The sequence below is a fragment of the Streptomyces sp. NPDC096013 genome (genome assembly GCF_044763565.1).
Classification (GTDB): Bacteria; Actinomycetota; Actinomycetes; order Streptomycetales; family Streptomycetaceae; genus Streptomyces.
In genome coordinates this window covers 228,745-255,270 of sequence record NZ_JBIWGK010000008.1, presented here as the reverse complement: position 1 = coordinate 255,270, position 26,526 = coordinate 228,745, and the positions used below count along the sequence as shown (strand labels likewise).

The following is a 26,526-nucleotide window of genomic DNA, read 5'->3' as shown; positions in this document are numbered from 1 at the left end:
GGCGCGTGCACGACCGTATGAGCGAAGGCGCGGACCGTACGCTGGAGGCGCTGGGGCTGGCTCGGGCCCCGCGTGAGGAGCCGCTCCTCTATCCCGGGGCGTGGCCCGCCGAGTCCGGACTCCTCGTCGGGGACCGGCTGTTGCCGCTCGAGGAGCACGCGACCTACGAGGACCGCACACCGGTCCTGGCGATCGGCTCCAACGCCTGTCCCGGTCAACTGCGGCACAAGATGGCCGTGTTCGGGATCACGTCTCCCGTCCCGATGGTGAAGGTACGGGTCACGGGGATCGACATCGGCGTCTCCGCGCATGTGAGCCGCCTGGGGTACGTGTCGGCGTCGCCGGTCGACGCGCCCGGTGTGGTGCGGGAGTTGTTCGTGACGTGGTTCGACGCGCGGCAGCTTGCGGTGGTGGACGCGAGTGAAACGGCGTACGACCGGGCGTGGTTGCCGGGGTCCGTCGTCCATGTCGCCCCGGGTTCGGGGCAGTTGCTGCGGGGCGTGTACGTCTACGTCAACCGGCACGGTGTCCTGCGTGACGGTACGGGTGTGCCGCGCCGGCATCCGGGCGAGCGGGCGCTCCTCGCCGAACTCCTGCGCGGTTCGGCGGAGTTGAGGCGACTGTTCGGGCGGACACCGGAGGAGTTCTGCGCGCGGGCGCGGGCCGACAGGTCCTTGTGCGAGCGGGGTGGGCGGCTGTTCCTGGAGGAGGGGCTGGTGACGGCGTCGGGGCTCGAGCGCTTCGTACGGCCTCAGCAGACCGGGAGCCCCGGGACCGGTTCGTCGTTGTCGCCGCCCTTGAGGTAGACGGCGCTGACGTAGACGTTCGTGTTGCCGCTGTCGTCGTCCGTCTTCGCCCACCAGGTGTTGGTCCACTGGCCGTAGGTCTCACGGCGGCCCAGGTTCTGCTGGCAGAAGAAGTAGTTGGTACCCGCGCCGAGGACGCCGACCTCGGCGCCGGACGCGGTGTAGGACTTCGCGCTGCGCCACACCTGGCAGTCGTACTTGCCGCCGCCGATGGCCTGACAGGAGGCGGCCGGGCCGGGCGAGCTGGAACTGCCCGTCGAACTCCCGCTCCCCGAACCGCCGTTGCCGCCACCCGCCGTGCTGCCGACCGTGGGCTTGGCGGGGGCCGAGGCGGAGCCCCGCTCCGAGGGCGTGGGCTCACTGTGCCCGCCCCGCGTCCGGGCCGGGGCCGGAGTCTTCTCCTCACCCTGCCCCGTGGGCTTGGTAGCACCCGAGTGACCCGCGTCGGTGCGCCCGGCGGGCGAGGAAACGGCACTGGCCGGAGCCGACGCCACCGAAGGCCGTGTGCCGGCCTCGTTGTCGTGCGCGTTGTGCAGGGCGTAGGCGACCCCGGCGCCGACGAGCACGACGGCACCGGCCACGGCGGCGATCAGGACGCGTGCCCTTCGGCGGGGCGGGGTGGCGGAGCCGACAGGGCCCACGGGACCGGTAGGGGCGGACGTGTGCGGTGCCGGCACGAGGGGCGGCGGGCCGAAGCCCTGGGACACGGCTGGGGAAGGGGCGGTGGCACCTGCCCCCTGCGGATGCGCCGCGGACCACGGCGCGGAGTACGCCTCCGGCGCGGCCGGACCGGACTGCCCCGGAGCCTGTGGGCTCCCCTCCGCCGCGCCGAACTCTCCCGAGGCACCAGGGCGTCGCGCCACCGCTTCGGACTCCGCCGCTGTCTCGGCCCGGTACGCCGATGCCCAGGGATTCTGGGGTGACCCGGGTGCCGGTGTGCCCGCCGCCGCCCCGGTCCCCGAGTCCTCCTCGGACCCCGTCGGCTCGTCCGCGTCCGTGCCAGGTTCCCCGTCCCTGCCACGCTCCGGTCCCTCACGTCCCGGTCCCCCAGGCCCCGTTGACTCCTCCGGCTCCCCCGCCCCGGCTCCGGTTCCGGCCGCGACGGCTCCGCCGAGCGGCACCTCGAAAGCCCCGCCCGCCACCACTCCGTACGAACCCCGCAGCACAGCCGTGGGCAGATCCGTCTCCGGCCCCTGTGCCACCGTCTCCAGCATCCCCCGCGCCCGCTCGGCGTCAGGGCGCAGCTCCGCCCGCTTCTCCATGAGTTGGCGCAGGACGGGCCCAAGTCGCCCCGCCCGTCGGGGTTCCGGCAAGGGCTCGGAGACGATTGCCGTGAGGGTGGAGTACGTGGACGTGCGGCGGAACGGGGACGTGCCCTCCACGGCCGCGTACAGCGTGGCGCCCAGGGCCCAGACGTCGGAGGCCGGGCCGGGGTCGGCGCCATGTGCCCGCTCGGGGGCCAAGTAGTCCAGGGAGCCGATGAGTTCGCCGCTGCGGGTGAGATGGGTGGCGGAGCCGTCGCCCGGGTCGTCCATCGTGGCGATGCCGAAGTCGGTGAGGACGACCCGGCCCGAGCGGTCCAGCAGGATGTTCCCGGGCTTCACATCGCGGTGCAGGACACCCACGGCGTGCGCGGCGGCCAGCGCCTCCGTCACCTTGGCGCCGATCCCGGCCGCCTCGCGCGGGTCGATCGGGCCGCGCTCGCCCAACACGTCGTCCAGGGACGGGCCGTCGATCAGTTCCATGACGATCAGGGGGCGTCCGTCGACCTCGGCGATGTCGTGCACGGCGACCACCCCGGGGTGCCGGACCCGCGCCGCCGCCCGTGCCTCGCGCTGCATCCGCAGCCGTAGATCGGCGAGTTCGGGGCCGTGCGCGTCGGTGAAAGTGCGCAGTTCCTTGACGGCGACCTCGCGGCCGAGGACCTCGTCGACGGCCCGCCAGACGACACCCATCCCGCCGCGCCCGAGTCGCGCCACGACGCGATACCGCCCGGCCAGCAACCGGTCGACCCCGTCCACGCGTCCGCTCTCCCCCGAAGGCACCGCCGCTCCGTCCCGTGGCACATCCATGAACGCCGTACAGCCTACGGGGCGGCGGTGACAACAGAAGCGGGCACCAACACCTGTGACAGGTCCGCTACTTGGCCGACGCCGTGAGGTCGCCTCGGCGGGGCGACGCGAAGCCCTCCAGGTCCATCCGGGTCAGGCCGGTGGCCCTGGCCACCTCGGCGATGTCGAGCGCGCCGCAGTCCAGACCGCGCAGCAGATAACCGCTGAGGGCCTTGGCGGTGGCGGGCTCGTCCATGACGTCGCCGCCGGCGTGGTTGGCGTAGCGGGCGAGGCGCGCGGCGGCCTGCTCGAAGCCCTCGCGGTAGAAGGCGAAGACGGCCGCGTAGCGGGTGGGGATGTGGCCCGGGTGCATGTCCCAGCCCTGGTAGTAGGCGCGGGACAGGGCCCGGCGGGTGAGGCCGTAGTGCAGGCGCCAGGCGTCGTGCACCTTGGCGGTCGGGCCCACCGGCAGCACGTTCGTCGAGCCGTCCGAGACGCGTACGCCCGTCCCCGCGGCGGCGACCTGCATGATCGCCTTGGCGTGGTCGGCGGCGGGGTGGTCGCTGGCCTGGTAGGCGGCGGAGACGCCGAGGCAGGCGCTGTAGTCGAAGGTGCCGTAGTGGAGGCCGGTGGCGCGGCCCTCGGCGGCCTGGATCATGCGGGCGACGGTGGCGGTGCCGTCGGTGGCGAGGATGGACTGGCTGGTCTCGATCTGGATCTCGAAGCCGATCCGGCCCTGTTCGAGACCGCGCGCCTTCTCGAAGGCCTCCAGGAGGCGCACCATCGCGGTGACCTGCTCGGCGTACGTGACCTTGGGGAGCGTCAGGACCAGGCCGTCGGGCAGCCCGCCGGCCTCCATGAGCCCGGTGAGGAAGATGTCGAGGGTGCGGATGCCCCGGTCGCGCACCGGCGCTTCCATGCACTTCATCCGGATGCCCATGTACGGCGCCGCGGTGCCCTGCCGGTACGCCTCGGCGATGAGGCGGGCCGCGCGGGCGGCGGCCACGTCCTCCTCGGCGTCGGGGCGGGGGCCGTAGCCGTCCTCGAAGTCGACGCGCAGGTCCTCGATGGGCTCGCGCTCCAGTTTGGCCCGCACGCGCGCGTGGACGGGCTCCGCGAGGTCGTCGGAGAGGCCGAGGACGGCGGCGAAGGAGGCCGCGTCGGGGGCGTGTTCGTCGAGGGCGGCGAGCGCCCGGTCGCCCCAGGTGCGGATCGTGTCGGCGGCGAAGGCGTCACCGGGTACGTAGACCGTGTGGACGGGCTGGCGGGTGCCGGGGTCGCCGGGGTAGCGGCGCTCCAGTTCGGCGTCGACCGGTGCCAGGGAGGCGCTGATCTCCTCGCCGACCGCGCCCGCGAGGCTCGTCGCCACCTTCTCCTGCTCGCCCTGACCCATGCCCACACCCTCCAGTTTTCCGCTCTACGGAATCAACAATCCGTAGAACGAAGTTATCCGTGGAGCTTCCCGCCGGTCAACACCCTGTCCACGCCGTGAACCCGTCGTGTTCACCGCCGCCCCGAGGCCCTCTTCCGCCCGGCGCCGCACACCCTCATCCTGACTCGCAAGGGGAGGGATGCACATGTCGACTGCCAGGACGGTGACCCGTCGCGCGGGGCTGACCACGCTGGTGGCGGCCGCCATCGCCCTGCCACTGATCGGAACCGTACGCGCCACGTCCGTCCGCCAGGAGACCCGCCTGCTGGACGTCATGACGTTCAACCTGCGCTACGCCGACACCACCGAGCCCAACAGCTGGAAGGTCCGCCGCCCGGTCATGCGCGACCTGCTGCTCCGCGCGGCCCCCGACATCATCGGCACCCAGGAGGGCCTCTACGCGCAGCTCCAGGACATCAAGCGGGACCTGGCGCCGCACTACGACTGGATCGGCGGCGGCCGCAAGGGCGGCAGCTTCGACGAGGAGACTGCGATCTTCTACGACACCCGTCGGCTCGCCCCCGTCGAGTACGACCAGTTCTGGCTCTCCGACACGCCCGCCGTGATCGGCTCGAACACCTGGGGCGGCGCCCACCCGCGCATCGCCACCTGGATCCGCTTCCGCGACCTCGGGGACGACGAGCGGGAGTTCTACGTCCTCAACACCCACCTGGACAACGCGAGTCAGTACGCGCGCGAGCGGGCCGCCACCCTCATCGCCGAACGCCTCGCCCGCCTGGACAGCTCCCTGCCGCTCGTGGTGACCGGCGACTTCAACACCGCCGCGTACACCACCTCGGTCTACTCCACGATGCTGGACGCGGGCCCGGGCCTCAGGGACACCTGGGACGCGGCGGCCGCGCGCGGGCCGCTCTACGGCAGCTTCCACGGCTACCGCGCGCTCGTGCCGGAAGGTCCCCGCATCGACTGGATCCTGGTCTCCCCGGGGGTCAGGGTGCGCCGGACCGCTCTCGACACCTTCTCCGAGAACAGCCAGTTCCCGAGCGACCATCTGCCCGTGCGGTCCACGATCACCCTGGGATGAGCGGCCCAGGACACGCGAGAGGCCCCCACGACCACACGGGTCGCGGGGGCCTCGTAGCGCCTGGAGAGATCAGCCCTTGCGGGACTTGACCTCTTCGGTGAGCTGCGGGACGACGTCGAAGAGGTCGCCGACCACGCCGTAGTCGACGAGGTCGAAGATCGGAGCCTCGGCGTCCTTGTTGACGGCGACAATCGTCTTCGAGGTCTGCATGCCCGCGCGGTGCTGGATCGCGCCGGAGATGCCGTTGGCGATGTAGAGCTGCGGGGAGACGCTCTTGCCGGTCTGGCCGACCTGGTTGGAGTGCGGGTACCAGCCGGCGTCCACGGCGGCGCGGGAGGCGCCCACGGCCGCGCCGAGGGAGTCGGCGAGGGCCTCGATGATCGCGAAGTTGTCCGCGCCGTTCACACCGCGGCCGCCGGAGACGACGATCGCGGCCTCGGTCAGCTCCGGGCGGCCGGTCGACTCGCGCGGGGTGCGCGCGGTGACCTTGGTGCCGGTGGCCTTGTCCGAGAAGGTGACCGCGAGGGCCTCGACCGTACCGGCGGCCGGGGCGGCCTCCACGGCGGCCGAGTTGGGCTTCACGGTGATGACCGGGGTGCCCTTGGAGACGCGGGTCTTGGTGGTGAAGGAGGCGGCGAACACCGACTGCGTGGCCACCGGGCCCTCGTCACCGGCCTCCAGGTCGACGGCGTCGGTGATGATGCCGGAGCCGATGCGTACCGCCAGACGGGCGGCGATCTCCTTGCCCTCGGCGGAGGACGGCACCAGGACGGCGGCCGGGGAGACGGCCTCGTAGGCGGCCTGGAGGGCGTCGACCTTGGGGACGACGAGGTAGTCGGCGTACTCGGCGGCGTCGTGCGTGAGCACCTTCACCGCGCCGTGCTCGGCGAGCGCGGCGGCGGTGTTCTCCGCACCGGCGCCGAGGGCGACCGCGACGGGCTCGCCGATGCGGCGGGCCAGGGTCAGCAGTTCCAGGGTGGGCTTGCGGACGGCGCCGTCCACGTGGTCGACGTAGACGAGAACTTCAGCCATGGGAATGGTCTCCTGCGTGCGTGCGAAGTCTGAGGGGCGGTGAGCGAGTCGGGCGAGCGGCGCCGGGGGCGTGTCTGCACTCCCCCGGTTCCGCTCAGATGAACTTCTGGCCCGCGAGGAACTCGGCGAGCTGCTTGCCGCCCTCGCCCTCGTCCTTGACGATCGTGCCGGCGGTGCGCGCCGGGCGCTGGGCCGCGGAGTCGACGGCGGTCCAGGCGCCCGCGAGGCCGACCTCGTCGGTGTCGATCTCCAGGTCGGACAGGTCCCAGGCCTCGACCGGCTTCTTCTTGGCGGCCATGATGCCCTTGAAGGACGGGTAACGCGCCTCGCCCGACTGGTCGGTGACCGACACGACGGCCGGCAGGGAGGCCTCCAGCTGCTCGGAGGCGGTGTCGCCGTCACGGCGCCCCTTGACGACGCCGTCCTCGACGGAGACCTCGGAGAGCAGCGTGACCTGCGGGACGCCCAGGCGCTCGGCCAGCAGGGCGGGGATCACACCGGCGGTGCCGTCGGTGGAGGCCATGCCGGAGACGACCAGGTCGAAACCGGCCTTCTCGATCGCCTTGGCCAGCACCAGGGAGGTGCCGATGGCGTCGGTGCCGTGCAGGTCGTCGTCCTCTACGTGGATCGCCTTGTCGGCGCCCATGGACAGCGCCTTGCGCAGGGCGTCCTTGGCGTCCTCCGGGCCCACGGTCAGGACGGTGATCTCCACGTCGTCGTCCGAGTTCTCGGAGATCTGCAGCGCCTGCTCGACCGCGTACTCGTCGAGCTCGGAGAGCAGACCGTCCACGTCGTCCCGGTCGACGGTCAGGTCATCGGCGAAGTGCCGGTCGCCAGTGGCGTCGGGCACGTACTTCACAGTGACAACGATCCTCAAGCTCACGCCGGCTCTCCTACTGCATCGTCATTTTCGGCTGCCTACTTCCAGGCAGCATAGGCGCCCTGAACGGCCGTTCCCGGTGGGGGCGACCGGTGCTCCCGGCGAAATATTACTCGCCAGTACGCACCCCTACGCTCCCCCAACGGGTGCCCGCTAAGCAAGCGCTTTGAACTGTGACCTGTGCAACGCAGCGTAATCGGAACTCGACACTTCCGCAGGGTGGCCCGTCACCCACCCGGAGTGGCCTCAGTCACGCAGTCCGTTGAAGCGGCCCTGGTGATACAGGAGCGGGCGGCCGGAGCCCGCGTGGTCACCGAGGACGACCTCGGCCAGGACGATGCGGTGGTCCCCCGCGGGCACCCGCGCGGCGACCCGGCACACCAGCCAGGCGAGCACGCCGTCCAGGATCGGCACACCTTCGGGACCCTCGCGCCAGACGGTGGGCGCCCCGAACCGGTCGGCGCCGCTGCGGGCGAAGGTGGCCGCCAGCTCCTCCTGGTGCTCCCCCAGGACGTGGACGCCGACATGGTCGGCCTCCGATATCGCGGGCCAGCTGGAGGCGCCGGTGCCGATCCCGAAGGACAGCATCGGGGGCGCGGCGGAGACGGAGCTGAGCGAGGTGGCGGTGAAGCCGACCGGGCCGTGGTCACCACACGCGGTGATCACCGCCACACCGGCCGCGTGCTGCCGGAAGACGGACCGCAGCAGCTCGGGAGAGGCGTGCTGGGGAGTACGGGTGCCGAGGTCGGGCGTGGCCGTCATGGACGTGTCCTTCTGCCGAGGGGACGAGCTGGGGCCGTGGCTGCTCAACAGCCCGGACAGCGCGCGCTCGCGGTGCGGGCCAGGTCGACGTGCACCCGCCCGTAAAGAAGGAGCTCCGAAGGCATACGGTCAGGCTGACGATAGGTGGTGCGCACAGTCAAGTACGTTCCGGCATATGGGAGATGGCTCACCGTCATCGTCACAACCGTCAAACCGCCTCACCCAGTGCGGCGATGACATCCGCCTTGCGGGGGAGGCCGGTGGCTCGCCGGACGACCCGTCCGGCGGCGTCGAGGACCAGCACGGTGGGGGTCTTCAGGATGTCGAGTTCCCGTACGAGGTCCAGGTGGTCCTCGGCGTCGATCTCGATGTGGCTCACTCCGGGGACCATGCCGGCCACCTCGCCCAGCACCCGGCGCGTGGCCCGGCAGGGGGCGCAGAAGGCGCTGGAGAACTGCACCAGGGTGGCCTTCTCTCCGAGGTCGCCGCCCAACTCGGCGGCGCCGAGCCGTTTTCCGCCGTCGCGCGCGCGCACGCGCACTCTCCCGCTCCGCCGCCGATGCAGCACTCCGTAGGCGCTCGCCGCCGCGAGCACCAGCACGCACATCACAAGTCCGGTCATCGGTCCTTCCAGCGTTCACGAGACTGCAAAGATTCCCGGTACCCCGAATCCTTCCCCTTGCGGAATCCTTGATCCATGGACATCGACGCAAGAGGACCGCGCTTCGGGGCGGCCCTGACGACCGCAGTACTGGCGGTCGTGCTCATCACCGGCAGCTTCTGGCTGTTGGCCTGGCAGACCCTGGCGTTCGCCCTGGGCGCGGCGGGCGGCGTGGGCCGCTCTCCGTACGGCTGGCTGTTCCGGAAGGCCGTACGGCCCCGGATCGGGCCGCCGACCGAGTTCGAGGCGCCGGAGCCGCCGCGGTTCGCGCAGGCGGTCGGGCTGGTCTTCGCCGTGGTGGGGCTGGTCGGTTTCGGCCTGGGTCCCGAGTGGCTGGGGCTCGCGGCGACGGGGGCCGCGCTCGCCGCCGCCTTCCTCAATGCCGCGTTCGGGTACTGCCTGGGGTGCGAGATGTACCTGCTCGTGCGTCGAGTGACAGTTCGCGCACAGTAAAGGGAACTTAAAAGGGCGAGGTGGATCAAGCGATGGACGTGACGAGGATCTCGCCTTTCTGGGGCACGAGGACTGGCCACTCGTCCGTTCTTCGGGCACGATCTGCGCAATGCCGTAAACCTACGGCTGCGTAACTTTCCCGCCCGGAGAACCCCTTCAGGCAGAGAGAAGGGTCCACCCCGTCCATGGCCGAGCTTGTCTACCGCCCCGTCATCGGTCTCGCCCAAACGCTGTTCAAGGCCTGGGACCTCAAGATTGACTGCAAGGGGTCGGAGAACATTCCGCGCACGGGCGGCGCCGTGCTGGTCAGCAATCACATCAGCTACCTGGACTTCATCTTCGACGGCCTGGCCGCCCTGCCGCAGAAGCGCCTGGTGCGCTTCATGGCGAAGGAGTCGGTCTTCCGGCACAGGATCTCGGGTCCGCTGATGCGCGGAATGAAGCACATCCCGGTGGACCGCGAGCAGGGTGAGACGGCGTACCAGCACGCGCTGGAGTCGCTGCGGTCCGGCGAGATCGTCGGCGTCTTCCCCGAGGCGACGATCTCGCAGTCCTTCACCCTGAAGAGCTTCAAGTCGGGTGCCGCGCGCATGGCCCAGGAGGCCGGCGTCCCGCTGATCCCGATGGCCCTGTGGGGCACGCAGCGCCTGTGGACCAAGGGCCACCCGAAGAACTTCAAGCGCAGCCACACCCCGATCACCATCCGGGTCGGCGAGCCGGTGGAGGCCCCGCAGGACCAGTACGCGGGCGCGATCACCCGCCGTCTGCGCGATCGCGTCCAGGAGCTGCTCGAAGCGGCCCAGCGCGCTTATCCGGTACGGCCCAAGGGCCCGGACGACACCTGGTGGATGCCGGCCCACCTCGGCGGCACGGCCCCCACCGCCGAAGAGGTCAAGGCCGCCGAGGCACGCTGAGTCGTCACGCCGGGGCGTGGACGGTGATCCGCGCCCCGGGGCTGAACTTCCCGAGCAGCTCGGCGAGTTCGGCGCCCGCGGCCTCGACCTCGGCGACCGGCATCGGCGCGAGACTCTCCAACAGGAAGACGGCGGACGTCGATTGCTCCGTGAGCCGGGTGCGCGGCCCCTGCCGCCAGTTCCAGCGGCGGCAGGTGACACCCACCTCGTCACGCCACACCACCTCGCCCGCGTCCGGGTGCTCGACGACCTCCTCACCACCGGCGACGGTCACGAACTCCTCGTCCCCGACGGCCCGTTGAAGGACCATCCCGCCCTGGATGCGGTCGATGTCCTCACCGCCCACGGGGATCAGGTACGCGACACTGATGGCGTTGTAGAGGTCGACCAGCACATTGATCCGGGGCAGCCCGGCGTCCGTCAGCGCCCTCTTGGCCAGCGCCTCCGCCGAGTTGCGCGTCCGCGACGGCTTCGACCCGAACGCCGTGTACACCTCGCGCCAGGCCGCCATGTGCGGGTCCTCGTGCGGCGCCCGCCCGTCCAGCCGTACGGCGAGCCGACGGGCCGCGTCGTCGAGGAGCGCCGAACTCTCTTCGGTGCTGGGCCCGTTGACGAGTCCGTGCGCCTCGATCGCGACATGGGTGAACCCGGGCGCGAGGGCGCGGACTTCGTCGGACACGGTGAGCGTGAGCGTCATGTTCTGCCTCAGAGTGCGGTCGGGAGCGTCTTCCAGAGGTGCGGCCGGTCGGGGGCGGCCTTGAGGGCGCTCAGGACGGCCGGATGCGGTTCAGCGTACAGCACTGGATAGTCCATCTCATTGGACTCCGGGTCGGGCATGAAGGCCAGCCGCTCCCCGTCGAGCGAGAACCGCGCGTCCACGCCCGGCTTGTTGCCGCGCGGGTCCTGCCGGTGCCAGGCCCCATTGAAGCGGACGGCGACCAGTCCGTGGACCACATCGAACTTCTGGTAGCAGAGCGCCGTGGGAATGTCCTCGGCCCGCAGCAGCGCGGCCAGCGCGTGCGCCTTGGCGTAGCAGATGCCGGTGCCCTGCTCCAGGACGTCGGAGGCCCGCCAGGTGACGCGCGGGTCGCCGGAGTCCTGCGAATGGGGAATCCCGTCCCGCACGAACTCGAACGCCAGGCGTGCATAGGCATACGAGTCCTCGGCACTCCTGGCGAGCCGCGCGGCCGTCTCCCGTACGCGGGGGTGGTCATGGTCGATGACCTCATCGGCAGCCAAGTAGGCGGACAGGTCAGGGGTGTTCTGGATCAGCTCCATGGCCTCAGAGCATAGGAAAGCGATCACCCGACAGTCAATGAATTTTCAGGTGACCGCATACCTATGCACTTGAGTAGTTCCTGCCGACTGGAGGAGTTCCTGCCGCCGGGCCTAGGTCGTGTCCGCAAAGTCCCGTCGTCCGCCCGGAGGGCGGGCCTCGCGGCGTCCGGTGCGTGCGCTCGGTGTGCCGCCCGGAAGCCCCCGTACTGGACGTACTTGGGCTTCCGGGCGGTGCGGCGAGCGTGCGTGCCGGGCGTCGCGAGGCAGGCGGGACTTTGCGGACACGGCCTAGCGGGCCATCTCTTCCTTGAGCGCCGCCACGAACGCGTCCACGTCGTCCTCGGTGGTGTCGAAGCCGCACATCCAGCGGACGTCTCCGGCGGCCTCGTCCCAGAAGTAGAACCGGAAGCGCTTTTGCAGGCGCTCGCTCACGTCGTGCGGGAGGCGCGCGAAGACGCCGTTGGCCTGCACGGGGTGGAGGATCTCCACGCCGTGCACCGCGCGCACGCCCTCGGCGAGGCGCTGGGCCATCTCGTTGGCGTGGCGGGCGTTGCGCAGCCACAGGTCCTTCGCGAACAGCGCCTCCAACTGCACGGAGACGAAGCGCATCTTGGAGGCGAGCTGCATGGACAGCTTGCGCAGGTGCTTCATGTGGCTGACGGCGTCCTGGTTGATGACGACGACCGCCTCGCCGAAGATCGCGCCGTTCTTCGTCCCGCCCAGGGAGAGGATGTCGACGCCGACCGCGTTGGTGAACGTCCGCATCGGGACGTTCAGGGAGGCCGCCGCGTTGGCTATCCGGGAGCCGTCGAGGTGGACCTTCATGCCGTGCGCGTGGGCGTGGTCGCAGATCGCGCGGATCTCGTCCGGCGTGTAGAGCGTGCCGAGTTCGGTGCTCTGGGTGATCGAGACGACCTGCGGCATGGCGCGGTGCTCGTCGTCCCAGCCGAAGGCCTGCCGGTCGATCAGGTCGGGCGTGAGCTTGCCGTCCGGGGTCGGCACCGTGAGGAGTTTCAGGCCGCCCATGCGCTCGGGGGCGCCGCCCTCGTCGACGTTGATGTGCGCGCTCTCGGCGCAGATCACCGCGCCCCAGCGGTCGGTGACCGCCTGGAGGGCGACGACGTTCGCGCCGGTGCCGTTGAAGACCGGGAACGCCTCCGCCGTGGCCCCGAAGTGGCTGCGGATGATGCCCTGGAGGTTCTCCGTGTACGCGTCCTCGCCGTAGGCGACCTGGTGGCCGCCGTTGGCGAGGGCGAGGGCGGCGAGCACCTCGGGGTGGGCGCCGGCGTAGTTGTCGCTGGCGAAGCCGCGGATCTCCGGGTCGTGGTGGCGACGGGCGTCGGTCTTCGGAGGGTTCACGGCTTCTCGGTCAGCCACAGACGGTTTCCGTTCACTTCGGTGGCGGGCTTGTCCCAGACGCCGGCGATGGCCTCGGCGAGGTCCTTGACGTCGGTGAAGCCCGCGAACTTCGCGTTGGGGCGTTCGGCACGCATCGCGTCGTGCACCAGCGCCTTGACCACCATGACGGCGGCGGCGGAGCTGGGCCCGTCCTCGCCGCCGGCCTTGCGGTAGCCGTCGGCCATGGCGAGGGTCCAGGCCTCGGCGGCGGCCTTGGCCGCGGAGTACGCCGCGTTGCCCGCCGTGGGCTTGCTCGCGCCCGCCGCGCTGATCAGGAGGTAGCGCCCGCGGTCGCTGCGCTCCAGGCCGTCGTAGAAGGCCAGGGAGGTGTGCTGGACGGTGCGGATGAGGAGCTTCTCCAGCAGGTCCCAGTCGGCGAGGTCGGTGTCGGTGAAGGACGCGCTGCCGCGCCAGCCGCCGACGAGGTGGACCAGGCCGTCGACGCGGCCGAAGTCCTTCTCGATGTGCTCGGCCCAGTCACGCGTCGCCTGCGGGTCGAGCAGGTCGACGGTGTCGCCCACGACGGTCGCGCCGCCGTGCGCGTAGCGGGCCGCGTCCACGGCCTCCGCCAGGCGTTCGGGATGCGCGTCGGCCCCGATGACGGTCGCACCCGCCTCGGCCAGCCGCAGCAGCACGGCCCGGCCCGCCGGCCCGCCCGCTCCCGCCACCGCGATCACCGCGCCGTCCAGCGCCCCGTTCCCCATGGTCCTCGCCTCCTGAGCCACTTCGGTCCTACGGCCGCTCACGCGGCGATCCGCTCTGCGCTCTCCGCAGTGATACCCCGCGTGGACGCGATCACGTTCTTCAGCTTCTTGGAGAGTGCCTCATAGAACATGCTCAGCGGAAACTCGTCCGGAAGCACGTCATCCACGAGTTTCCGCGGCGGCAGACTCAGGTCCAGCGCGTCCGGGCCCTTGGCCCAGCGGGAGCCGGGGTGCGGGGCGAGGTAGGTCGCGACCAGCTCGTAGGCCTTGAACCAGTGGACGAGCTTGGGGCGGTCGATGCCCGCGCGGTAGAGGTCCTCGATCTCGGCGCACAGCTGGTTGGTGACCTCGGGGGCGCGCTGCCAGTCGATGTGCAGGGTGTTGTCGGTCCAGCGGACGACGTCGTGCTGGTGCAGGTAGGCGAAGAGGAGCTGGCCGCCGAGACCGTCGTAGTTGCGGACGCGTTCGCCGGTGACCGGGAAGCGGAACATGCGGTCGAAGAGGACCGCGTACTGCACGTCACGGGCCTGCGGGACGCCGTCGGCCTCCAGCTTCACGGCCTCCTTGAAGGCGGTGAGGTCGCAGCGCAGCTCTTCGAGGCCGTACATCCAGAACGGCTGGCGCTGCCTGATCATGAACGGGTCGAAGGGCAGGTCGCCGTGGCTGTGGGTGCGGTCGTGGACCATGTCCCACAGGACGAAGGCCTCTTCGCAGCGCTTCTGGTCGTCGACCATCGTGGCGACGTCCTCGGGCAGGCGCATGCCCAGGATGCCGACGGCGGCCTCGGTGACCCGGCGGAAGCGGGCGGCCTCGCGGTCGCAGAAGATACCGCCCCAGGAGAATCGTTCCGGCGCCTGTCGTACGGCGATGGTCTCCGGGAAGAGGACGGCCGAGTTGGTGTCGTAGCCGGAGGTGAAGTCCTCGAAGGTGATGCCGCAGAACAGCGGGTTGTCGTAGCGGGTCGCCTCCAGCTCGGCCAGCCAGTCGGGCCAGACCATGCGCAGGACGACCGCTTCGAGGTTGCGGTCCGGGTTGCCGTTCTGCGTGTACATCGGGAAGACGACCAGGTGCTGGAGTCCGTCCCGGCGGTTCGCGGCGGGCTGGAAGGCCAGCAGCGAGTCGAGGAAGTCGGGCACCTGGAAGCCGTCCTCGGCCCACCGGCCCAGGTCCCTGACGAGCGCCGCGTGGTAGGCGGCGTCGTGCGGGAGCAGCGGGGAGAGCTCCTCCACCGCGCCGGTCACCCGGCGCACCGCGGACTCGGCCTCCGTGCGGGCCGGGGCACCCTCGGCCGCGAAGTCGATCGAGCCGTCCTTCGACTGCCATGGCCGGATCCGCTCCACGGCATCCTTGAGCACGGGCCACGCCGGATGCTCCACCACCCTGGTCACGGGAGGAAGCCCCTGCTCCGAACCCACCTGCACAAGAATTTCCGTCATGTCCCATCCTCCACGGGAGAACCTCGCGTATGGACACCGTATGCGTTCATGGTTTCCCCTAGCAAGGCAGGGCTCCGCAAATTATCCTGCACCTCTTGTGCGTCACCGACTTTTTTCCTGCCGGACACACAAAGGGCGATTACTTCCGCCGTGGCGGGGTAAGAAGATCGGCGCCTGTGATCAAGGGCCGCCGGGGGCCGCTTTCGGCCAGGGCCCACCGGACTCGCCTACGGCCGGACGACGGCGGCGGGCGGTGCGTTCCGGGAACACCCCCGCCGTCACCCCCGATCCCCCGTGTACGCGCGGGTACATCGCCGGGCCCGGCCATTAGGCTGCGGCTCTGCCGCGTGGACGCCGATGTCCGGCCGCGCTCACGCGCGCAGGCCGAGCCGCCGTCGACGGAAGCGAGTTGAACCTTGAACTTCCTTACCATCGGTCACCGCGGAGTCATGGGTCTCGAACCCGAGAACACGCTCCGTTCCTTCGTCGCCGCCGAGCAGGCCGGCCTCGATGTCATCGAACTCGATCTGCATCTGAGCCAGGACGGCGCCCTCGTCGTCATGCACGACGCCGACGTGGACCGCACGACCGACGGGACCGGCCCGATCGCCGAGCGGACCCTCGGCGAGCTGCGCACCCTGGACGCGGGCCGCGGCGAGCGCGTCCCCGTCTTCGAAGAGGTCCTGGACGCGGTCGGGTCGCCGATCCAGGCCGAGATCAAGGACCTGGCGGCGGCACGGGCGCTGGCCGAGGTCATGCACCGGCGCGGCCTCGTCGAGCGGGTCGAGGTGTCCTCGTTCCACGACGAGGCGATCGCCGAGATCTCCCGTCTGGTGCCCGGCGTACGGACCGCGCTGATCGCCAGTCGGTTCGGCCCCGAGGTGGTGGAGCGCGCCACCGAGGCCGGTGCCGGGACGGTCTGTCTCAACATCCGGCGCCTCACCCTGGAGGTCGTCGAGGCGGCCCGCAAGGCGGACCTGAGGATCATCGGCTGGGTGGTGAACACCCAGGACCAGCTGCGCCTGGTCCGCGCCCTGGGCCTGGACGGCGCGACCACCGACTACCCGGAGATCAAACGCACCGGCCGCTTCACGGCGTAACGGCCGTGACGCCTAAGCGAGTTCCTTGACCAGCAGCTCGAACTGGAGGTCGTCGCGCTGCGGAACACCGAACCGCTCGTCGCCGTACGGGAACGGGGTCATCCGGCCCGTACGGCGATAGCCGCGCCGCTCGTACCAGGCGATGAGGTCGTTCCGTACGGAGATCACGGTCATGTGCATCTCCCGCACCCCCCAGGTCTCCCGCGCCGTGCGCTCCGCCTCCGCGATGATGACCTTGCCAAGGCCCGCGCCCTGGAGCCGCGGGCTGACGGCGAACATCCCGAAGTAGGCGTGCTCACCCCGGTGTTCGAGCTGACAACAGGCCACCACGTCACCGTCGCGCTCGACGGTCAGCAGCCGGCTGTCGTCCGACTTGATGACCGCCAGCACACCCTCGGGGTCGGTCCGCTGCCCTTCGAGGATGTCCGCCTCGGTGGTCCAGCCGGCCCGGCTGGCGTCTCCCCGGTACGCCGACTCGATCAGCATGACCAGGGCGTCCACATCGGCGTCGGTGGCGTCGCGGAAGGTCAGTCCGGTGGCGGCGGTGTCCATGGGTGCACTACTCCGATCAGGGCGCGGCTCAGGCAGAGACGAGGGTAACCCGGCCCCGGTTATTAGGCTCCAGCCGCATGGTGCACGTACTGAGCAGCCGCGTCCTGCTGCGCCCCACCGATCCCGACCGCTCCCGGGCCTTCTACGGCGAGCAGTTGGCCCTGCCCGTCTCCCGCGAGTTCGGCACGGGCCCGGACCGCGGAACCGTCTACTTCCTCGGCGGCGGCTTCCTGGAGGTCTCGGGCCGCTCCGACACCCCGCCCTCCCCCGCCGTACGGCTGTGGCTCCAGGTCGAGGACGCGGGCGCCGCGCACGAGGAACTGCGGGCGAAGGGCGTCGAGATCGTCCGGCCACCGCTGAAGGAGCCCTGGGGCCTGATCGAGATGTGGATCACGGACCCGGACGGAACCCGGATCGTCGTGGTGGAGGTACCGGCGGACCATCCGCTGCGCTACCGCCCCGGCATCTAGGTCCACAACGGCCGGGGCGCCCTTTCCGCGCCGGATGGCCGGGGTCGCGGGCCGGGCTTAGCGTGCTGGGAGGGGAGCTTTCTGCGGAAGGAACGCCATGAAGCTCGACAGGCCGGTGCCCGGCGGACCCTGCTGGACCGAGCTCGGGACCAGTGATCCGGAGGCGGCCAAGGGGTTCTACTCGGCCGTGTTCGGCTGGCGTACGGAGACCGATCCCCGGCCGGAGGCGGGCGGTTACACGGTCGCGCACGTCGGGGACGCGGCGGTCGCGGCGCTGACCCCGCTGTTCCAGGAGTCGCAGCCGGTGGCGTGGAACGTGTCCTTCGCGGTGACGGACGCCGACGCGACGGCGGAGGCGGTGCGAGCGGCGGGCGGGACGCTGCTGATGGAACCGGTCGACGTGTTCGACATCGGGCGCTTCGCGGTCGCGCTCGACCCGGGCGGCGCGGCGTTCCAGATGTGGCAGGCGCGGACCTTCCCGGGCGCCGGGCTGTTCAACGCGCCCGGCGCGCTGGGCTGGGTGGAGCTGCTGACCCGGGCGCCCGAGCGCTCGGAGGTCTTCTACACGACGGTGTTCGGCTGGACCGTACGTCCCTCGGACCAGTACCCGCAGTGGGGCATCGACGGCGCCGACTTCGGCGGCATGATGACGATGGACGCGAAGTTCCCGCCGGAGGTGACTCCGCACTGGCTGCCGTACTTCGCGGTGGCCGACGCCGACGCCACCGCCGCCGTGGCGTCCGGCGCGGGCGGCACGGTCCTGATGGAGCCGACGTCCATCGCCGACGTGCGGCGGATCGCGGTGCTGCGGGACCCGCAGGGCGCGGTGTTCGGGGTGTACGAGGAACGCTGAGCCACCCGCCCGCGTCCCGTCCTCAGGCCAGCCGCGTCACCGTCACGGTGTCGATCACCGGTGCGTGCGCGGAGCGTTGGCCGTACTGGTTCCTGGAGTGGCCGTCGTGGTCCGGCAGTTCGTCGGCGGTGAAGGTGAGGGTGTTGGCGCCCTCGTCGAGCGTGAGCGGGACCGAGAGGTCGTGGAAGTTGTTGAAGTGGAAGGTGGTCGGGAAGAGCACGCGCCGGGGAGTGCCCCCGTTGACCGCGATGTCCGCGTGACGGCAGACCGGGTCCGGGTTGTAGTGGGTGGCGGGCGCCTGTTCGCCGTTGGAGTAGCGGATCGTGAGCGCGTGTCGGCCGGCCCGCTCCGCCGTCACGGTGAGCGTGAGCGCGTTCGCGGGGCCGCCGCCGATGCCGTCGACCGCCTTGCCGCCCGTGGCGAACGTGTGGGCGCCGGTGACTCGCGCGCCGCCGGTCGTGGTGCCGCTCTCGGCCGGATGCGTCGAGGTGGGGAGGAGCCCGCGTGAGGGTCCTGTGCGGAGGCGGTCCAGGACGAGGGAGTCCGAAGTGGCGGTGACGGTGATCTTGTTGATGCCCGCCGCGAGGAACAGGGGAACGCCGGATCGTTCGACACTCCCCACGTCCTCGCCATCCGCGATTCCCACGCCCTCTCCATCCGCGGTTCCCACGTCCTCTCCGCCAACCCTCCCCACGCTCTCGCCGTTGACCGTCAACTCACCCTCCCCCGGGCCGATCCGGTCGACGGTCACGGTCGCCTCCCCGTCGTCCGCCGCGTGCACCCAGAAGGTGGCGGTGCCGCCCCGGGGCAGTACGGCGACCCCGGGACCCGAGGCACCGCGCTGCCCGTAGTCGACGCGTGCGCCGCCGCCCAGGGCCGCGAACTCCGCGTCGTACAGCGCGGGTGCGGTCACCTGGTCGTCGCGCAGGGCGAGGTCGAGCCGGTCGACGACCGCGTCGCCGTGTGTGACGCCGAGGTCGGGGTCCTCGGCGGCGAGGGTGATCGAGTGCGCCCCGGCGGTCAGCTCGACCTGGGTGTCGGTGTGGCCCCACACCGCCCACTTGTAGGCGAGCGGCAGCCGGAGTTCCCGCGGATCGTCGCCGTCGACGCGGAGGAAGACGTTGGTGGGACCCTGCTCGCGCACCGCGTCGGCCAGGTTGTAGGAGTTGGCGAAGACCCGCACGTCGTACGTCCCGTCCCGCGGGACCTCCACGGAGAAGACGAGCACGCTGCCGGAACCGGTCCGGAGTCCGCCCACGTGGTAGCCGGTCGAGCCCGCGAACCTGTCGACGTCGGACGGGGAGCCCTCGGGACCGTTCAGGGAATGGCCGTCACCGATGTAGGCGGCGTCCTCGGCCTGGTACGAGCGCCGCCAGCCGACCGAAGGGGGCAGCGCCGCGGCCCCGTTGCCGCCCGGTGACAGGATCACCTGGTACGCCGACATCTCCTCCAGGTCGGACAGACGGAGCGTCACTGTGCCGTCCACGACAGGGAGTTCGTGATCGGCGAGCCTCAACGGCTGCGCGGAGGAGCCGACTTGGCCGGTCCAGGGGATCTCCAGGAGCCGCGCGTGGACGGTCGTACCGAAGATCCCGGGGTCGACGTGCGCGAAGACGACGTCCGCCGATCCGCCCGCGCCGCCGAGCAGGACCCGTGCCTGGCGCTTGGCGCGGTCGAGGGCGGCGACGCCCTGAAGCGTGTACTGGACGTTGGGGTAAGGGGCGTTGACCTTGACCGTGTTGCCGGTGAACTGACCGTAGGCGTTGAACAGCCACCACTGGCCGTTGCCCTTGTTGGCCTCCACCACCGAGTCGTTGAGGTTGCCGTCGATGTTCCAGTACGCCATGTCGGCGTCGACCTTGGACTCCTCAATGGCGGCGATCCACTGGATCATCTGGCCGGGGACGGACAAGTGGTAGTTGTGGGCGTACTCGTTGATGTTGACGGGCAGTGGGCCGATGCCCAACTCCCGTTCCAGCGCGCGGTACTTGGCGACGCTCGTGCGGATCTCGTCGGGCGTGGTCAGCTCGTGCCAGGTGATGACGTCGGGCAGGACGTCCTCGGCCTCGGCGAACTCCAGGAAGCCCCTCACCTCGTCGTACAGGAGGCAGGTGTTGGGGCCGGCGATGCGGGCGCCCGGGTCGAGTTCCTTGATCAGGCGGTAGATGTCGCGCCAGGCGGTGAAGTACTGGTGCGGGTCGGTGCGCCAGGAGGTCCGGTCGTAGCTCCACTCCTCCGTCCCGAACATGTTGCCCTCGGGTTCGTTGAACGGGACGTACACGACATGGGACTTGTACGCGCCGAGCGTCAGCACCTGCTCCACCTGGCGGCGGATGCGCGCGGTGAAGTCGGCGAGGCGTTCGGCACCGGTGGCGCCGGGCCATTCATAGGGGAAGCCGCGGTAGATGTCGGTCATGTAGACGTAGACGTCCTGGCCGCCCGCCTCGACGAAGGGGCGCAGGATCTCCAGGGCGTCGGCGCCCGGGTGCTGGATGCCGTCCTGGGCCTTGGTGGCGACCGTGCGGACGTACATGCCCTCGACGGCGGTGCGGGTGGGGACGCCGTCGCCGTACAGGCCGTACAGCGTGCCGCTCGCGCCGCCGTGGAAGGGGCCCGTGTCCGTGCCGAGGTCGATGGTGAGCTTCCCGGATACAGGCGCGGCGGAGGCTTCGGCTGCCACGGCATCAGTCCCTTGTTCGACATCCCGTACATCAGTCGGTTTCCCGAACCGATCTGGTCGAACGTAGAGAGTCACCCGGTTCGCGTCAACGGCCCCCGGCGCCCGCGCGGGCCGCTCAGACGCGCAGCATGCCCATCCGGCCTTCCAGCTGGACCAGCAACTCGCCGAGCCGGGAGGCGAGTTCGTCCTGTCCGGGGGTGTCGAGACCGGATAGCACGGTGGTCTCGTAGGCGAGCTGCTCGGGCAGGATCGCGTCGACGAGGTCGCGGCCCGCGTCCGTGAGGCGGACGTGGGCGACGCGCCGGTCGCGGGTGTCATTGCGCCGCTCGACCAGTCCGCGTTCGGTCAGCAGCTTGAGGCGTTTGGTGACGGCGGCGCCCGAGGAGAAGGTCTCCCGGGTCAGCTCGCTCGGCGTCAGCTCGTGCCCGGTGCGGCGGAGCGCGCCCAGCAGGTCGAACTCGGGGCGGCTGAGCCCGGCCCGGCGCAGCGGCGCGTCCTCGGCCTGCTGGAGCAGGGCGGCGCACCGGTTGATCCGGCCGATGATCTCCATCGGGCCGGTGTCGAGGTCGGGGTGCACGGTCTGCCACTGCCCGACGACGGCGGCGACGGTGTCCCGCCGGGTCGCGCTCGGAGGGGTCGGGCGGGCCGCGCCGTCCCCGTCGACCGGCCGTCCGTTCATCGCCGTCATCCCCGTACGCCCTCCGTCTTTCCGCCCGTGCGCCGATCCGCGGCCGGCCAGGAGTGCGACTCCCGGCATCGTACCGTCGCGGCGAGCGTACGGTGTCCGGACCGCTCGGCGAACACGACCCGCTCCTGCGGCAGGGCGCGCTGCCACCACTCGCCGGACGCGGCGTCGACCGTGGCGCGCAGCTCGACCAGCGCGGCGGCGAGCGCTCGGTGCGCGGATTCCAGGGTTCCGGGCGCGGGAGCGGGCTCGGCCAGGAGACGCGCGGCCCGCTCACGGGCCTGTTCCACGGCGGTCAGTGCCTCCTCGATACGGTCCGTCGCACGGCGGTTGGTGACGACGGCCGCGGCGGCGAGTCCGACCAGAGCGCCGACGAGGGTGTCGACGATCCGCTCGGTGATCAGCTCACCGGGCTGCTGCGCGCGGGCGAACTCCGTGATGAGCAGCGCCATCGGGGTCACACAGACACTGCCGAGCCAGTAGTTGCGGCCGATCAGCGCCTCGGCGCCGAAGTTGAAGGCGAGGCAGCACAGCACGAGGGCCGCGGGATGGGCGTGCGCGAACGGCACGACCGCGGCGAACACGAGCACGCCCGCGAGGTTGCCGACGACCCGCTGCACGCCACGGCCCCAGGTGAGGGTGATGTTGGCCTGGTAGAGGGAGGCCGCGGTGACCAGCGCCCAGTAGGGGCGGCCGACGCCGAGCGCGAGCGAGACGTATCCGGCGAGCGCGCAGCCGATCGCCGTGCGCAGCACGAGCGGGGTCAACGGACCGAGCCTGGACCACAACGGCCGTGCGGGGGCGGCGAGTTCGGCGTCCACACCGAGCAGTTCGGCCACGGCCGGGTCGTCCGTCCGCGGGACCGGTCCCCTGCCGCGCAGGTCGCGGGCCCAGGCGCGCAGTCGCTCCGGGTCGGCGTCCGCGGGCGCGGCGAGCGCGACCTCGGCGCGGACGACGAGACGTTCGAGGGCGATCCGGGGCGCGGTGCGGGCGCCGGTCGCGAGGAGGGACTGCCAGGCGGCGTGAATGGCGGCCGCCGCGGCGGCACGCGCGCGTGCGTGGGCGGTGTCCTCGGTGCCGGGCGCGGCGGCGTACGTCGCGGCCGCGTTCAGCGCGTGGGCGGTGGCCCGGCGCTCGGGGCCGTGCGGCCGGACGAGGGCGGGTGCCATGCCGACGAGCCAGGCCCAGACGCCCGCGACGACGGCCAGGGCGAGGTGACCGGGGACCTGGCCGAGTGTCTGCGGTGCGAAGAGCGAGGCGGAGCTGATGAAGGTGAGGACGACGTTGCCGGGCGGCCCGATCCGGGTCGCGTCGCACAGTCCCTTCTGTACGGCGGCCAGGGCGGCGCCGACCGTGACGAGTACGACGGCGTTGGTGGTGAGGGAGGCGGTGACCAGCGCGACGGCGAGTCCGCCGATCATGCCGAGCACCACCCACACCAGGGCGCGGGCCCGGGCGGCGTACGGCTTGTTGTGGGCGTAGAGCGCGCACAGGGAGCCCGCCATCGTGTACATCGCGAGGTCGAGGCGGCCGAGGGCCAGCAGGGTCAGGTTGGGCGGCGCGACCGAGGCGACCGCGCTGAGCGCGGGCTTGAACCAGATGTCGGAGGGCCGGCCGAGGCGCAGCACGTCGGCGAGCGGGAGGCGTCGGACGCGTCGGGTGGGGGCGGGGGTCGCACTGCTCATGGAACATAAGCTTAGCAGGTGTTTTACTCGTGAAACATTCCGACGGGCCGCCACCGACGCCTCGCCGACCTGCGCGCTCCGTCCAGTGCTCCCCGTGTACTCCGTTGCGCTCGGTTGCGCCCCGCGCGGCCCGGGCATCCTGTGACCGAACGTCGACGGAGAGCGATGTCCGAGGCGGAACGGGGGATGCGCGTGCATGGTGGACCGGCTTCGCCCGGCTGGCTGCTGGTCGCGCTGTGCGCGGCGACCGGGGCCTACTGCCTGCTGCGGATGCGCAGCCCCGTCGAGGAGCAGCGCCGGGCCGCGGGCGGCGAGGCGCTGATGGGCTTCGGCATGGCCGCGATGGCCGTGCCGGCCGCGGTGTTCACCCCGCCGTCGTGGGCATGGCCCGTCTACGCGGGAGTGTTCGGCGCGGCGGCGCTGCGCGCCCTGTGGGGCGCCCGCAGAACCCCTCATCACCTGCACCACCTGCTGGGCACCGCGGCCATGGTCTACATGGCGCTCGCGATGGCCGCGTCGCCCGCGCACCACCACCACGAGCACGGCGACTCCGGAGTCCCGCTCGTCACCGGCGTGCTGCTCCTCTACTTCGTGGGATACGTGCTGCTGTCGGGCATCCGGCTGATACCCGTGACCGGCGCGGTCGGCGGTGGGGTCGGCGGCGCGATCGGCGGTCGCGGGAGCGTCGGGTGGGGCGACCGGCCGGAGTTGGCGCGGGCGTGCCGGCTGTCGATGGGGATCGGCATGGTCGCGATGCTGTTGACGCTCTGAGCAGGGAGCGAGGCCGCGGCGTCCGCCGGGGCGGGGCGGCGCGGATACCGTGGTACGAGATCGTGGTCTGCGTCACTTTGCCGTGACAAGCCGTACCCCTGATCGCCGCGGCGCTCATAGGGTGCTCCCATGATGGTCCCCGCGGCACTGTTGCTGCTCGGCGCCTTGGCCGCCGTCGTCGCCCCACGGCTGCTCGCCCGGGCCGACTGGCCGGACCACGAACCGGTGCTCGCGCTGTGGGTGTGGCAGTGCGTGGTCGCGGCCGTCCTCCTGTGCTGCGCCCTGTCGATGACGCTGAGCGCTGCCGCCGCGTGGCAGGCGGTACGCGGCCATGTGTTCGCCAACGCCCCGCACGGGGTCGTGGACGCCTATCCCCTGGTGACGACGGGCCCTTGGGCCGCCGCCACCGCGGTCGCCCTCGCGTGCGGCGGCGCCTGGACCGCCGCGATGCTGGTCCGTGAAGTCCTACGGGCCCGGACGCGACGGCGCCGACGACGGGCCGAACTCCTCGTACGCGCACCGGTGTTGCCCGGCGAGGAGCCCGGTGCCGAGCCGCTGGTCATCCTGGAGGGGGAGCGCCCCGACGCCTGGTGGATGGCCGGTGCCGCGCCTCAACTGGTCATCACCACGGCCGCGTTGAGACGGCTCAAGGGGCGCCAGCTGGACTCGCTGCTCGCGCACGAACAGGGGCACGCGCAGGCCCGGCACGACTGGCTGCTGCACTGCTCGGGCGCTCTCGCGAACGGGTTCCCGCAGGTACCGGTGTTCGCCGCGTTCCGGGACGAGATGCACCGGCTGGTCGAACTCGCCGCCGACGACATGGCCTCCCGCCGCTTCGGCCGTCTGACGACCGCCCTCGCACTGGTCGAACTCAACGAGGACCGCGGGGTGTTCGGCCCCTGCCCCACCCCGCACGCCCATGTGCCGCAGCGGGTGAACCGGCTGCTCACTCCCCCGGACCGGCTCACGGCCCTGCGCCGCGTGGGACTGACCGCGACGGCGGCGCTGGTGCCGGTGGTGCCGGTACTGGTGGCGTTCGTGCCGGGGTTGCGGGCGCTCGGCTGAGGAACACCGGGGCGGCCGGAGGAGAGCCGGCCAATGGAGAGGCGCACGGAGGCGAACCGGCCGATGGAGAAGCGCACGGCAGGAAGACCATCGCCCTACGCACGCCACGACACGGCCCGCTCCGCACAGCGTTCGGCTCCGCGTGCCGGGCTTCGGCGAGGATCGTTCCATGCGCTCCCCCACCCGCCCGACCGTCCCGCAGACCGGCGCGACCCTGGGCCTGTGCTCCGCGCTGCTCCTCACCCTGGTCGCGGTCGAGTGGCGTCCGCTGATCGACGCCGATGAGCGGATCGCCCGGACCACGCACCGCTGGGCCGTGGAGGAGCGCGGGCTGACGCATGCGTTCCGCATTCTGACGGACTGGGTCTGGGACCCGCTGACGATGCGCCTGGTGTGTGTGGCTGCCATGGTGTGGCTGGTGTGGCGGCGCTCAGCATGGTGGACAGCTCTATGGCTGGCGGCCACATGTGCGCTGGGCACACTGCTCCAGCAGACCCTGAAGGCCCTGGTCGACCGCCCACGCCCGGTCTGGCCCGACCCCGTCGACTCGGCCCACTACGCCGCCTTCCCCTCGGGCCACGCCATGACCGCCACGGTGGTCTGCGGCCTGCTGCTGTGGCTGCTCCACCACTACGGCGCCGGACGCGCGGTGTGGCGTACGGCCATGGTCGTGGCCGTGATCTCCGTCGTCGGTGTGGGCCTGACCCGTGTGTGGCTCGGCGTGCACTGGGCGTCGGACGTGCTGGGCGGCTGGCTTCTGGGCGCGTTCGTGGTGACGGCGGCCGTAGCGGCGTACGAACGGCGGCGGGTGTGAGCGCGGCCGGGTGGCGGCACGGTTACGTCGGCCCGGCCGAGCCGCTGCGGACGGTACGGCCGGGTGCGCAGGGCCGGGTCGTACGGTCACCCGGGGACCTGGCCGCCTGGCTCGCCACACGGGCACGGACAGAACTGGTCGAGCCCTTCACTTACCTTTCCCGGCGAGTGGAACGTGGCTGCGTAGGATCACCGCATGAACGCCGTTCTCTTCGACTTCTCCGGGACCCTCTTCCGCATCGAGTCCACCGAGTCCTGGCTGCGCGCGGTGGTGCGCGAGGCCGACATCGCGCTGCCCGAGCCGGAGTTGGTGGAGGCCGCGCGGGCGTTGGAGTCGGCGGGGGCGATGCCGGGTGGAGCCCAACCCGAGCGGCTGCCCGAGGAGTTCGCGGAGATGTGGGCGATCAGGGACCAGAGCTCCGCGCTGCACCGGGCCGCGTACACCGGCGTCTCCCGCCAAGTCCCGCTCCCCGACCCGGCGTTGCACGACGCGCTGTACGACCGGCACATGACGCCGGCCGCGTGGACTCCGTACCCGGACGCGGCCGACGTGCTGCGGACCCTGCACGAGCGGGGCATCGGCGTGGGCGTGGTCAGCAACATCGGCTGGGATCTGCGGCCGGTGTTCCGCGAGCACGGGCTCGATCCGTACGTGGACGCATACGTCCTGTCGTACGAACACGGCATCCAGAAGCCGGACCCGCGCCTGTTCACGGTCGCCTGCGAGGCGCTCGGCGTCGATCCGAAGGACGTGCTGATGGTCGGCGACGACCGGCGGGCGGACGGCGGGGCGGCGGCTCTGGGATGCGGGGTGCACTTCGTGGACCACCGACCGGTGTCGGAGCGGCCGGACAGCCTGCGGCCGGTGCTGGAGCTGGCCGGGCGGGGCCGTTCCGGGCGCTCGCCGGTGTGATGCCGGAACTCCGCGGGCCCGAGGTTGGCGCCTTCCCGGACCCGAAGTTGGCGCCTTCGCGGACCCGGAGCCGGGGCCTTCGCGGAC

27 protein-coding genes are annotated in these 26,526 nt (G+C 71.5%); 11 read left to right on the top strand and 16 right to left on the bottom strand.

Annotated elements, in window-relative coordinates; genetic code table 11:
• Window positions 1-17: 17 nt before the first annotated feature.
• A complete protein-coding gene (locus ACIRB1_RS26890; protein WP_403467393.1) occupies window positions 18-806 on the top strand; it encodes a hypothetical protein in 789 nt (262 codons plus the stop codon).
• Here ACIRB1_RS26890 and ACIRB1_RS26885 read toward each other — a convergent pair.
• Both ACIRB1_RS26885 and ACIRB1_RS26880 read right to left on the bottom strand, forming a co-directional pair.
• A complete protein-coding gene (locus tag ACIRB1_RS26885) occupies window positions 752-2,878 on the bottom strand; it encodes a protein kinase domain-containing protein (RefSeq protein WP_352179262.1) in 2,127 nt (708 codons plus the stop codon). The two genes, ACIRB1_RS26890 and ACIRB1_RS26885, sit on opposite strands and share 55 nt — an antisense overlap.
• Before the next feature lie 67 nt (window positions 2,879-2,945).
• A complete protein-coding gene (locus tag ACIRB1_RS26880) occupies window positions 2,946-4,250 on the bottom strand; it encodes a DUF6986 family protein (protein WP_403467276.1) in 1,305 nt (434 codons plus the stop codon).
• Window positions 4,251-4,434: 184 nt separating this feature from the next.
• Between ACIRB1_RS26880 and ACIRB1_RS26875 the strand changes: the two genes are divergently transcribed.
• Window positions 4,435-5,334 carry an endonuclease/exonuclease/phosphatase family protein gene (locus ACIRB1_RS26875; RefSeq protein WP_352179263.1) on the top strand — a complete coding sequence of 300 codons (900 nt, stop codon included), beginning with the start codon at window positions 4,435-4,437 and terminating at the stop codon, window positions 5,332-5,334.
• 69 nt (window positions 5,335-5,403) lie between these two features.
• Here the strand turns inward: ACIRB1_RS26875 and ACIRB1_RS26870 are convergent, their stop codons facing one another.
• From ACIRB1_RS26870 to ACIRB1_RS26850, 5 genes are all read right to left on the bottom strand, one after another.
• Window positions 5,404-6,366, bottom strand: coding sequence for an electron transfer flavoprotein subunit alpha/FixB family protein (locus tag ACIRB1_RS26870; protein WP_403467275.1), 963 nt, complete (start codon window positions 6,364-6,366; stop codon window positions 5,404-5,406).
• Between the two features lie 94 nt (window positions 6,367-6,460).
• On the bottom strand, window positions 6,461-7,249 hold the full coding sequence (locus tag ACIRB1_RS26865; RefSeq protein WP_352179265.1) for an electron transfer flavoprotein subunit beta/FixA family protein: 789 nt from the start codon (window positions 7,247-7,249) through the stop codon (window positions 6,461-6,463).
• 243 nt (window positions 7,250-7,492) lie between these two features.
• Window positions 7,493-8,008, bottom strand: a complete 516-nt coding sequence (locus tag ACIRB1_RS26860; protein WP_403467274.1) for a flavin reductase family protein — start codon at window positions 8,006-8,008, stop codon at window positions 7,493-7,495.
• Window positions 8,009-8,052: 44 nt separating this feature from the next.
• Window positions 8,053-8,133 (bottom strand): putative leader peptide, encoded by an 81-nt coding sequence (locus ACIRB1_RS26855; protein WP_317774577.1) that lies wholly within the window; start codon window positions 8,131-8,133, stop codon window positions 8,053-8,055.
• A gap of 83 nt (window positions 8,134-8,216) precedes the next feature.
• Complete coding sequence (locus ACIRB1_RS26850; RefSeq protein ID WP_403467273.1) at window positions 8,217-8,630, bottom strand: TlpA family protein disulfide reductase; 414 nt, start codon at window positions 8,628-8,630, stop codon at window positions 8,217-8,219.
• A 75-nt stretch (window positions 8,631-8,705) separates the two neighbouring features.
• Here ACIRB1_RS26850 and ACIRB1_RS26845 point away from each other — a divergent pair, with 75 nt between their 5' ends.
• Both ACIRB1_RS26845 and ACIRB1_RS26840 read left to right on the top strand, forming a co-directional pair.
• On the top strand, window positions 8,706-9,122 hold the full coding sequence (locus ACIRB1_RS26845) for a DUF4395 domain-containing protein (RefSeq protein WP_403467272.1): 417 nt from the start codon (window positions 8,706-8,708) through the stop codon (window positions 9,120-9,122).
• Between the two features lie 185 nt (window positions 9,123-9,307).
• Window positions 9,308-10,036 (top strand): lysophospholipid acyltransferase family protein, encoded by a 729-nt coding sequence (locus ACIRB1_RS26840; RefSeq protein WP_403467271.1) that lies wholly within the window; start codon window positions 9,308-9,310, stop codon window positions 10,034-10,036.
• Between the two features lie 4 nt (window positions 10,037-10,040).
• Here the strand turns inward: ACIRB1_RS26840 and ACIRB1_RS26835 are convergent, their stop codons facing one another.
• The 5 genes from ACIRB1_RS26835 to ACIRB1_RS26815 form a co-directional block, all read right to left on the bottom strand.
• The gene (locus tag ACIRB1_RS26835; RefSeq protein WP_403467270.1) at window positions 10,041-10,733 is read right to left on the bottom strand and encodes a B3/4 domain-containing protein; all 693 of its coding nucleotides are present in this window, start codon (window positions 10,731-10,733) and stop codon (window positions 10,041-10,043) included.
• An 8-nt stretch (window positions 10,734-10,741) separates the two neighbouring features.
• Window positions 10,742-11,314, bottom strand: a complete 573-nt coding sequence (locus tag ACIRB1_RS26830; protein ID WP_403467269.1) for a transglutaminase domain-containing protein — start codon at window positions 11,312-11,314, stop codon at window positions 10,742-10,744.
• A 288-nt stretch (window positions 11,315-11,602) separates the two neighbouring features.
• Window positions 11,603-12,673 carry a threonine aldolase family protein gene (locus tag ACIRB1_RS26825; RefSeq protein ID WP_403467268.1) on the bottom strand — a complete coding sequence of 357 codons (1,071 nt, stop codon included), beginning with the start codon at window positions 12,671-12,673 and terminating at the stop codon, window positions 11,603-11,605.
• Window positions 12,670-13,416, bottom strand: coding sequence for an SDR family NAD(P)-dependent oxidoreductase (locus tag ACIRB1_RS26820; RefSeq protein WP_403467267.1), 747 nt, complete (start codon window positions 13,414-13,416; stop codon window positions 12,670-12,672). The genes ACIRB1_RS26825 and ACIRB1_RS26820 overlap by 4 nt, the downstream gene beginning before the upstream one ends.
• 38 nt (window positions 13,417-13,454) lie before the next feature.
• On the bottom strand, window positions 13,455-14,852 hold the full coding sequence (locus ACIRB1_RS26815; protein ID WP_403467266.1) for a DUF6421 family protein: 1,398 nt from the start codon (window positions 14,850-14,852) through the stop codon (window positions 13,455-13,457).
• 416 nt (window positions 14,853-15,268) lie between these two features.
• Between ACIRB1_RS26815 and ACIRB1_RS26810 the strand changes: the two genes are divergently transcribed.
• Window positions 15,269-15,952 carry a glycerophosphodiester phosphodiesterase gene (locus ACIRB1_RS26810; protein ID WP_403467265.1) on the top strand — a complete coding sequence of 228 codons (684 nt, stop codon included), beginning with the start codon at window positions 15,269-15,271 and terminating at the stop codon, window positions 15,950-15,952.
• Between the two features lie 12 nt (window positions 15,953-15,964).
• On the opposite strand, the gene ACIRB1_RS26805 is transcribed toward ACIRB1_RS26810, so the two are convergent.
• Window positions 15,965-16,504, bottom strand: coding sequence for a GNAT family N-acetyltransferase (locus ACIRB1_RS26805; RefSeq protein ID WP_403467264.1), 540 nt, complete (start codon window positions 16,502-16,504; stop codon window positions 15,965-15,967).
• A gap of 77 nt (window positions 16,505-16,581) precedes the next feature.
• Here ACIRB1_RS26805 and ACIRB1_RS26800 point away from each other — a divergent pair, with 77 nt between their 5' ends.
• Entirely contained in the window at window positions 16,582-16,974 is a 393-nt protein-coding gene (locus tag ACIRB1_RS26800; protein WP_403467263.1) for a VOC family protein, read from the top strand.
• A gap of 97 nt (window positions 16,975-17,071) precedes the next feature.
• The gene (locus ACIRB1_RS26795) at window positions 17,072-17,827 is read left to right on the top strand and encodes a VOC family protein (RefSeq protein WP_403467262.1); all 756 of its coding nucleotides are present in this window, start codon (window positions 17,072-17,074) and stop codon (window positions 17,825-17,827) included.
• A gap of 22 nt (window positions 17,828-17,849) precedes the next feature.
• Here ACIRB1_RS26795 and ACIRB1_RS26790 read toward each other — a convergent pair whose 3' ends face one another.
• The 3 genes from ACIRB1_RS26790 to ACIRB1_RS26780 all read right to left on the bottom strand — a co-directional run bounded on the left by ACIRB1_RS26790 (window position 17,850) and on the right by ACIRB1_RS26780 (window position 22,877).
• Entirely contained in the window at window positions 17,850-20,507 is a 2,658-nt protein-coding gene (locus tag ACIRB1_RS26790; RefSeq protein WP_403467261.1) for a cellulosome protein, read from the bottom strand.
• A gap of 115 nt (window positions 20,508-20,622) precedes the next feature.
• On the bottom strand, window positions 20,623-21,195 hold the full coding sequence (locus ACIRB1_RS26785) for a MarR family winged helix-turn-helix transcriptional regulator (protein ID WP_403467260.1): 573 nt from the start codon (window positions 21,193-21,195) through the stop codon (window positions 20,623-20,625).
• Window positions 21,192-22,877: an FUSC family protein gene (locus ACIRB1_RS26780; RefSeq protein WP_403467259.1), complete on the bottom strand. Its 1,686-nt coding sequence runs from the start codon at window positions 22,875-22,877 to the stop codon at window positions 21,192-21,194. Before ACIRB1_RS26780 ends, ACIRB1_RS26785 begins: the two co-directional genes overlap by 4 nt.
• Before the next feature lie 165 nt (window positions 22,878-23,042).
• Here ACIRB1_RS26780 and ACIRB1_RS26775 point away from each other — a divergent pair, with 165 nt between their 5' ends.
• The 4 genes from ACIRB1_RS26775 to ACIRB1_RS26760 all read left to right on the top strand — a co-directional run bounded on the left by ACIRB1_RS26775 (window position 23,043) and on the right by ACIRB1_RS26760 (window position 26,439).
• A complete protein-coding gene (locus ACIRB1_RS26775; RefSeq protein ID WP_403467258.1) occupies window positions 23,043-23,648 on the top strand; it encodes a DUF5134 domain-containing protein in 606 nt (201 codons plus the stop codon).
• Window positions 23,649-23,777: 129 nt separating this feature from the next.
• On the top strand, window positions 23,778-24,713 hold the full coding sequence (locus ACIRB1_RS26770) for a M56 family metallopeptidase (protein ID WP_403467257.1): 936 nt from the start codon (window positions 23,778-23,780) through the stop codon (window positions 24,711-24,713).
• 169 nt (window positions 24,714-24,882) lie between these two features.
• The gene (locus ACIRB1_RS26765; protein WP_403467256.1) at window positions 24,883-25,527 is read left to right on the top strand and encodes a phosphatase PAP2 family protein; all 645 of its coding nucleotides are present in this window, start codon (window positions 24,883-24,885) and stop codon (window positions 25,525-25,527) included.
• A 195-nt stretch (window positions 25,528-25,722) separates the two neighbouring features.
• Window positions 25,723-26,439 (top strand): HAD family hydrolase, encoded by a 717-nt coding sequence (locus ACIRB1_RS26760; protein WP_403467255.1) that lies wholly within the window; start codon window positions 25,723-25,725, stop codon window positions 26,437-26,439.
• Window positions 26,440-26,526 lie beyond the last annotated feature (87 nt).

What these genes read in the sequence shown, in the direction of transcription:
- ACIRB1_RS26795 (WP_403467262.1), top strand. Translation starts at nt 17,072, where the DNA reads ATGAAGCTCGACAGGCCGGTGCCCGGCGGACCCTGCTGGACCGAGCTC.
- ACIRB1_RS26785 (WP_403467260.1), bottom strand. Translation starts at nt 21,195, where the DNA reads ATGACGGCGATGAACGGACGGCCGGTCGACGGGGACGGCGCGGCCCGC.
- ACIRB1_RS26875 (WP_352179263.1), top strand. Translation starts at nt 4,435, where the DNA reads ATGTCGACTGCCAGGACGGTGACCCGTCGCGCGGGGCTGACCACGCTG.
- ACIRB1_RS26775 (WP_403467258.1), top strand. Translation starts at nt 23,043, where the DNA reads ATGTCCGAGGCGGAACGGGGGATGCGCGTGCATGGTGGACCGGCTTCG.
- ACIRB1_RS26890 (WP_403467393.1), top strand. Translation starts at nt 18, where the DNA reads ATGAGCGAAGGCGCGGACCGTACGCTGGAGGCGCTGGGGCTGGCTCGG.
- ACIRB1_RS26780 (WP_403467259.1), bottom strand. Translation starts at nt 22,877, where the DNA reads ATGAGCAGTGCGACCCCCGCCCCCACCCGACGCGTCCGACGCCTCCCG.
- ACIRB1_RS26850 (WP_403467273.1), bottom strand. Translation starts at nt 8,630, where the DNA reads ATGACCGGACTTGTGATGTGCGTGCTGGTGCTCGCGGCGGCGAGCGCC.
- ACIRB1_RS26860 (WP_403467274.1), bottom strand. Translation starts at nt 8,008, where the DNA reads ATGACGGCCACGCCCGACCTCGGCACCCGTACTCCCCAGCACGCCTCT.
- ACIRB1_RS26840 (WP_403467271.1), top strand. Translation starts at nt 9,308, where the DNA reads ATGGCCGAGCTTGTCTACCGCCCCGTCATCGGTCTCGCCCAAACGCTG.
- ACIRB1_RS26770 (WP_403467257.1), top strand. Translation starts at nt 23,778, where the DNA reads ATGATGGTCCCCGCGGCACTGTTGCTGCTCGGCGCCTTGGCCGCCGTC.
- ACIRB1_RS26805 (WP_403467264.1), bottom strand. Translation starts at nt 16,504, where the DNA reads ATGGACACCGCCGCCACCGGACTGACCTTCCGCGACGCCACCGACGCC.
- ACIRB1_RS26765 (WP_403467256.1), top strand. Translation starts at nt 24,883, where the DNA reads ATGCGCTCCCCCACCCGCCCGACCGTCCCGCAGACCGGCGCGACCCTG.
- ACIRB1_RS26845 (WP_403467272.1), top strand. Translation starts at nt 8,706, where the DNA reads ATGGACATCGACGCAAGAGGACCGCGCTTCGGGGCGGCCCTGACGACC.
- ACIRB1_RS26815 (WP_403467266.1), bottom strand. Translation starts at nt 14,852, where the DNA reads ATGACGGAAATTCTTGTGCAGGTGGGTTCGGAGCAGGGGCTTCCTCCC.
- ACIRB1_RS26830 (WP_403467269.1), bottom strand. Translation starts at nt 11,314, where the DNA reads ATGGAGCTGATCCAGAACACCCCTGACCTGTCCGCCTACTTGGCTGCC.
- ACIRB1_RS26885 (WP_352179262.1), bottom strand. Translation starts at nt 2,878, where the DNA reads ATGGATGTGCCACGGGACGGAGCGGCGGTGCCTTCGGGGGAGAGCGGA.
- ACIRB1_RS26800 (WP_403467263.1), top strand. Translation starts at nt 16,582, where the DNA reads ATGGTGCACGTACTGAGCAGCCGCGTCCTGCTGCGCCCCACCGATCCC.
- ACIRB1_RS26870 (WP_403467275.1), bottom strand. Translation starts at nt 6,366, where the DNA reads ATGGCTGAAGTTCTCGTCTACGTCGACCACGTGGACGGCGCCGTCCGC.
- ACIRB1_RS26820 (WP_403467267.1), bottom strand. Translation starts at nt 13,416, where the DNA reads ATGGGGAACGGGGCGCTGGACGGCGCGGTGATCGCGGTGGCGGGAGCG.
- ACIRB1_RS26835 (WP_403467270.1), bottom strand. Translation starts at nt 10,733, where the DNA reads ATGACGCTCACGCTCACCGTGTCCGACGAAGTCCGCGCCCTCGCGCCC.
- ACIRB1_RS26855 (WP_317774577.1), bottom strand. Translation starts at nt 8,133, where the DNA reads ATGCCTTCGGAGCTCCTTCTTTACGGGCGGGTGCACGTCGACCTGGCC.
- ACIRB1_RS26760 (WP_403467255.1), top strand. Translation starts at nt 25,723, where the DNA reads ATGAACGCCGTTCTCTTCGACTTCTCCGGGACCCTCTTCCGCATCGAG.
- ACIRB1_RS26880 (WP_403467276.1), bottom strand. Translation starts at nt 4,250, where the DNA reads ATGGGTCAGGGCGAGCAGGAGAAGGTGGCGACGAGCCTCGCGGGCGCG.